This is a genomic window from Eudoraea sp., from assembly GCF_049665975.1.
In the GTDB taxonomy this organism is placed as follows: domain Bacteria; phylum Bacteroidota; class Bacteroidia; order Flavobacteriales; family Flavobacteriaceae; genus Eudoraea.
In genome coordinates this window covers 1-5,875 of record NZ_JBATGR010000473.1, presented here as the reverse complement: position 1 = coordinate 5,875, position 5,875 = coordinate 1, and the positions used below count along the sequence as shown (strand labels likewise).

The 5,875-nt window shown below is 37.5% G+C and carries 6 protein-coding genes; 5 read left to right on the top strand and 1 reads right to left on the bottom strand.

Annotated elements, in window-relative coordinates; translation table 11 throughout:
* The first annotated feature begins 73 nt into the window (after positions 1-73).
* From WBN20_RS15315 to WBN20_RS15305, 3 genes are all read left to right on the top strand, one after another.
* Complete coding sequence (locus tag WBN20_RS15315) at positions 74-412, top strand: P-II family nitrogen regulator (RefSeq protein WP_424282308.1); 339 nt, start codon at positions 74-76, stop codon at positions 410-412.
* 27 nt (positions 413-439) lie between these two features.
* Positions 440-1,696, top strand: a complete 1,257-nt coding sequence (locus WBN20_RS15310) for an ammonium transporter (protein WP_424282307.1) — start codon at positions 440-442, stop codon at positions 1,694-1,696.
* 120 nt (positions 1,697-1,816) lie between these two features.
* A complete protein-coding gene (locus WBN20_RS15305) occupies positions 1,817-2,944 on the top strand; it encodes an outer membrane beta-barrel protein (protein WP_424273348.1) in 1,128 nt (375 codons plus the stop codon).
* Between the two features lie 70 nt (positions 2,945-3,014).
* On the opposite strand, the gene WBN20_RS15300 is transcribed toward WBN20_RS15305, so the two are convergent.
* Complete coding sequence (locus tag WBN20_RS15300; RefSeq protein ID WP_424282306.1) at positions 3,015-3,680, bottom strand: DUF1684 domain-containing protein; 666 nt, start codon at positions 3,678-3,680, stop codon at positions 3,015-3,017.
* Positions 3,681-3,885: 205 nt separating this feature from the next.
* Here WBN20_RS15300 and WBN20_RS15295 point away from each other — a divergent pair, with 205 nt between their 5' ends.
* The gene (locus WBN20_RS15295; RefSeq protein ID WP_424282305.1) at positions 3,886-5,094 is read left to right on the top strand and encodes an MDR family MFS transporter; all 1,209 of its coding nucleotides are present in this window, start codon (positions 3,886-3,888) and stop codon (positions 5,092-5,094) included.
* Complete coding sequence (locus WBN20_RS15290; RefSeq protein WP_424282304.1) at positions 5,094-5,840, top strand: DJ-1/PfpI family protein; 747 nt, start codon at positions 5,094-5,096, stop codon at positions 5,838-5,840. The genes WBN20_RS15295 and WBN20_RS15290 overlap by 1 nt, the downstream gene beginning before the upstream one ends.
* Positions 5,841-5,875: the final 35 nt, after the last annotated feature.

Genomic DNA, 5,875 nt, shown 5'->3' with positions numbered 1-5,875 from the left:
TACCACCCCCTATTTTTTTAGGGTCTTAATTATTTTAATATATATTTGCCGGGATCAACAATAAAATTTACAAATGAAAAAAGTTGAAGCAATTATTAGAAAATCCAAATTTGATGATGTGAAAAATGCACTTCATGAAATTGAGGTAAATTTCTTTAGTTACTTGGATGTAACTGGAGTTGGTAATGAAAAGCAAGGACATGTCTATCGAGGTATTTCATACAGTACCACAGACATCCAACGAAGGTATCTGGAAATAGTCGTGTCTGATGAATTTCTTGAAAGAACCGTAAACACAGTGCTGGAAGCCGCCTATACAGGAAATGTAGGTGATGGTAAGATATTTGTTTCCGATGTCCTCCAGGCTTATCGAATAAGAACCAAGGAAAATGGCCATTCCGGAATCAACTAAAAAATCACTAACTAACACTTAAAAGAAATGGAAGCAGGATTATTTACAGCTAACAATGTTTGGATGATGGTATGTACCGCCCTTGTATTTTTTATGCATACCGGGTTCGCCTTTTTAGAAATTGGCCTCACCAGACAAAAAAACACAATTAATATACTTTTTAAAAACATCTTTATTATTACCGTAGGACTCCTATTGTACTATATAGGTGGCTTTAATTTAATGTATCCCGGATTTGAAGAAGGTTCGATGGGTATTTTTGAATTTGCCGGATTTGGTATTGACGCCCCTGAAAATGGGATGACAGCGGAATATGCCGATGGTGGCTATACCTACTGGACAGATTTTCTGTTCCAGGGAATGTTTGCAGCAACAGCAGCAACAATTGTTTCAGGAGCAGTTGCCGAACGTATTAAAATAGGTCCTTTTATGATTTTTACAATCATTTATGTAGGTCTTATATATCCAATAGCCGGTTCCTGGCAATGGGGTGGCGGATTCCTTTCCTCATTAGGAGGAGAAGAAGGAGGAGGCTTTTATGATTTTGCAGGATCAACTTTGGTACATTCAGTTGGTGGATGGGGAGCTTTAATAGCCATTTACCTTTTGGGAGCCAGAATTGGCAAATTTGGTAAGGACGGGAAGCCAAATGCTATCCCGGGACATAGTATTCCAATGGCTACAGCGGGTGTTTTAATACTTTGGTTGGGCTGGTTTGGGTTTAACGGTGGCTCTGTTTTATCTGCAGACCCGGCTGCTACATCACTTGTACTTGTGACTACCTGTTTAGCCGCAGCGGCTGGCGGTGTTGCATCCGCAGCATTATCTACAATTATGTATAAGAATATGGACCTAACTATGTTCCTCAACGGAATATTGGGCGGCCTGGTAGGTATTACAGCTGGTGCTGATCTCATGTCACCTACGGAGGCAGTAATTATAGGTCTTATAGCCGGTGTGATTATTGTACTTGGCGTAGCCTTAATTGATAGGATTAGATTAGATGACCCTGTCGGAGCAGTTACCGTACACCTTATATGCGGAATCTGGGGAACACTTGCTGTAGGCATATTTGGAGATTTAGCCGGAGGACAACAGTTAATATATCAATTAACCGGAATTGCTTCAGTGGGAGTATTCTGCTGTATCTCGGCCTTCTTAATCATTTTTGCGCTTAAGAAAACAGTAGGAATAAGAGTTCCTAAAGAAGAAGAAATAGACGGGTTGGACTTGGCTGAGCATGGAATGGACGCCTACGCCGATTTTAGAATGAGTGAACAATAATAAAATATGAAAAAGTTAACGGAGCGTTTGGCAGAACGCTCCGTTATGTAAAATTTTCAAATAAATCAATTTATAACATTTAACGCGTTCCCTAAACGGGAATCTCAAAAACATTGAATTATGAAATTATTTACAAATACAAGTTACATAAAAAATCTCTTACTTTTGGCATTGCTATTGCTAGGAACAGCAGCTTTTGCGCAAGAGGAAGAGGAAGAAGAGGGAAAAAAGAAATTTTCCTTTAGTGGGTCAGTTGATGGCTATTTCAGAGCTAATTTTAATGGCCTTAACAAAGTAATACCAGACGACGCCGGTGGATCTGTTGGACCAACCGCGCCCGGAACTTCTTTTGCAAACAGACCTGGTTTTGCATTAGGTATGGTAAACTTAATAGGAGCTTATGAAGGCGAAAAAGTAGGAGTTGTTGCCGATTTAGTTTTTGGCCCACGCGGTGAAGAAGCCGTTTTCGGATCGCCTTTAGGTTCGGCGAATATTATTAACCAGCTTTATGTTTACTGGAATGTCAGTGAAAAAACCACATTAACCTTTGGAAATTTTAATACTTTCCTGGGCTACGAGGTAATTTCCCCGGTTGGAAACTTTAATTATAGTACTTCCTATATGTTTTCATATGGCCCTTTTTCACACGCCGGTATAAAGGCTGATTTTGATCTTGGGAACGACTGGTCAATAATGGTAGCAGTAATGAATCCAACAGATTTTACTGATATTAACCCATTTAGCGAATATTCCTTTGGAGCCCAGTTAGGGTATGCTGGTCAATTTTTAAACTTTATATATGGAAAACAAGGGTTTAATGAGGTCCTTGTTGCGGGGGTTCCAACCGACACTGATATTAAGGGTCTTTTCCAAATTGACTATACCGGTGGATTTGATATAGGTGATTCCTTTTTTCTTGGTTTAAATGCTACCTACCAAGACACTGACGGGGTCGGTTTTTGGGGTGCAGCAATATATCCTCAATATACAACATCCGAAACATTTGCCATTGGACTACGGGCGGAATATTTCTCAGAACAGGGCGATTTTGGTGCTATTGGCACAGGAGTTGCAGATTCGGATGTATTCGAAATAGCGCTTACAGGAAATATAACCGTTGGAGAATATCTGAAATTTATTCCTGAGTTCAGATTAGACAGTGCATCAGATGATGCATTTATAAATAATGATTTAGAAGCGTCAAAAAGTTTAGCCTCCTTCCTGGTTGCTGCCGTATTTGCCTTCTAGATATAAAAAATAGTTTAGTTTGTTTTGTTTAGTTAAATAAATGCCGGCCCTGATTGTAAAACATCGGGGCCTATTTATTTGAATTTTGTTTAAAGCTTTTCACCCCTGCCATAATTTTAGTGTTCAGGAAGTTTCTTTTTGGGACAATAGGACAGGAATATTTCTTATTATACACACAATAAGGGTTATAAGCCTTGTTAAAATCGAGTATAATAGAATTTCCTTCAGGAATTGCTAAATCCAGATAACGACCACCGGCGTAGGTCTCTTCGCCGTTTGTATTATCCAAAAAGGGCAAAAAAAGATAATCTTCATATTCTGTGGTTTGCATTAACTCCAGGTTTTGATATACTTCAAGGCTGTATTTTTGGCCTTTTAAAGTAAAATTAATTACCCCGTATACCACTTCCTCAGAAAGACGATCAGTAGTAGTAGGCATCATAAAAGGAATTGCATCTGCTGTCCTCTCCATGGAAGCTATTACTCTAAATGAAGTATCCGGCTTAAAGAAATCTAAACCATCAAAGTCTTTTCGATACCTGTCCGGCAAGGGAGAGGTCTCAGGATTTTGGAATTCTTCATTGAGTTTATTTTGAAATAATAAAATCTCCCTAACCATCTCTGAATTATCCGATGCTATGTCCGACTTAATAGTATCGTGATATTTCCGTTTATCTGCGCATCCCAAAATACTGATAAATAAACATAAGGTTCCAAATAAAAGACTTTTTCTCATGGATATGTATTTCGTTCAAAAATACAACATCTCTTTTTTTTATATATTTTTACTTTGCAAGACTAAATATGAACAGATCTTTAATTCTGAGGATGGTAAAAGCATTTCCTTATCGAAGGAAACAATGCCACTATGCTTAGAATCAATTCTATTTAATAGATTGTAGCCTGGCAAGAATGTCAGGCTTTTTTATGATTTAAGCAGAATGAAATCAATATATAATAACTATATAAATTCATTTAAGGGATTATCCAGAGAAGTTTGGTGGCTGTCTTTAATTACCCTTATAAACAGGGCTGGGACAATGGTAATCCCCTTTTTGTCACTTTATCTTACCCAGGATCTCGGTTTCACACTTGAGAATGTAGGTATTATAATGAGTTGTTTTGGTTTGGGATCGCTAATTGGTGCCTGGCTGGGAGGTAAATTAACGGATATGTTTGGCTCATACCCCGTGATGCTGGTAAGTCTTATATTGACCGGGGTACTTTTTCTAGTACTACAATACCTTAATTCATTTTGGACAATTTGTGCTGGTATTTTTGTATTAATGATCATTGCGGATGCATTCAGACCGGCAACATTTGTCGCACTTAGCGCATATAGTAAGCCCGAAAATAAAACAAGATCAGTAACACTTATTCGTCTTGCAATAAATCTTGGATTTTCTGCCGGACCTGCCTTAGGTGGTTTAATTATTGGCACTTTAGGTTACCGTGGGTTATTTTGGGTGGATGGCCTTACTTGTATAGCAGCCGGTATTTTGTTATTAGTCCTCCTGAATCCTAAAAAGGTAAAAGTCCTTGATAGCATTGAAAATAAAATGCCCTTATCTGCATATAAAGATCTGCCGTATTTAGTGTTTATTATAGCAATGGTCCTGTTCGGATTCGTATTTGTGCAGTACTTTTCCACAATCCCCATTTACTATAACGATGTGCACACATTAAATGAAACTCAAATTGGTTTGCTTTTGGCTATGAATGGCTTCCTAATATTTGTCTTTGAAATGCCCCTGATAAAGTTTTTGGAAACAAGGTCTTTATCTAAAATATCCAATATGATAATTGGTTTAATACTCGTTACTTTCAGTATTCTGATATTAAATTTCACCACATGGATTGGTGTCCTTGTTATAGGGATGTTATTGATGACTCTGGGAGAAATGATAGCGTTCCCATTCTCAAATGCATTTGCCATGGATAGAGCAAGAAGAGGCAGACAAGGAGAGTATATGGCCCTTTACAGCATTTCCTTTTCTATCTCTCACATTTTCGCACATAATTCCGGGATGATATCCATTGCAAGGCTTGGTTATGAAACCACCTGGTATTTGGCAACTTTTATAGGCTTGCTTGGTATTTTGCTACTTTTGTTGTTGAAAAAAATACTTCTAAGAAATTCCCGAAAATAATGGCTATAAAAAAAACCCTCTCTTTCTTGTTGCTTTTTGGTTTGTTTTTTGGTTGCAACGAAAAAAAGAATGATTCTAAACTTTCAGGAAACATTCTTAAAAGAACTATAGAATTACATCCTGATAGTTATAATGTTGCCTTCTTAATTATGGATGGCACATATAATACAGAATTTACTGCCCCTTATGACATTTTTCAGCACACAAAATACAGAGAAGGTATAAAGGCCATGAATACTTTTACGGTGGCTAATACCTTAGAGCCAATTACTACTTTTGAGGGATTGCGCATTTTACCGGATTTTAATTATTTAAGTGATTCTCTTCCACCAATAGATATATTGGTAATTCCCAGTGCAGAACATCATCTGGATACCGATTTAAAAGATACCGCTATGCTTAATTTTGTAAAAAGGGTGGACAAGAATGCGATATTTATGACTTCACATTGTGATGGTGCTTTTGTTCTGGCAAAAGCCGGTTTGTTAGACAAGGTTACCTCTACAACTTTTCCAAGCGATATTGCAAAATACAAAAAAATGTTTCCTTCTCTAAAAGTAAAGGACAGCATACTGTTTGTACATGATGGTAAATACATAACCTCTGCAGGTGGGGCGAAAAGCTTCGAAGCCTCTTTATATCTTTGCGAGTACCTTTATGGAAAAGAAGTAGCAAAGTCTCTTGCCAAAGGATTGGTAATTAACTGGGACCTAAATTTAATACCAAAAGCTATTATTCCTCAATAATAGCGTCATAACGAGATCCCTTTAGGTATTTATTC

What these genes read in the sequence shown, in the direction of transcription:
- WBN20_RS15315 (WP_424282308.1), top strand. Translation starts at nt 74, where the DNA reads ATGAAAAAAGTTGAAGCAATTATTAGAAAATCCAAATTTGATGATGTG.
- WBN20_RS15310 (WP_424282307.1), top strand. Translation starts at nt 440, where the DNA reads ATGGAAGCAGGATTATTTACAGCTAACAATGTTTGGATGATGGTATGT.
- WBN20_RS15305 (WP_424273348.1), top strand. Translation starts at nt 1,817, where the DNA reads ATGAAATTATTTACAAATACAAGTTACATAAAAAATCTCTTACTTTTG.
- WBN20_RS15300 (WP_424282306.1), bottom strand. Translation starts at nt 3,680, where the DNA reads ATGAGAAAAAGTCTTTTATTTGGAACCTTATGTTTATTTATCAGTATT.
- WBN20_RS15295 (WP_424282305.1), top strand. Translation starts at nt 3,886, where the DNA reads ATGAAATCAATATATAATAACTATATAAATTCATTTAAGGGATTATCC.
- WBN20_RS15290 (WP_424282304.1), top strand. Translation starts at nt 5,094, where the DNA reads ATGGCTATAAAAAAAACCCTCTCTTTCTTGTTGCTTTTTGGTTTGTTT.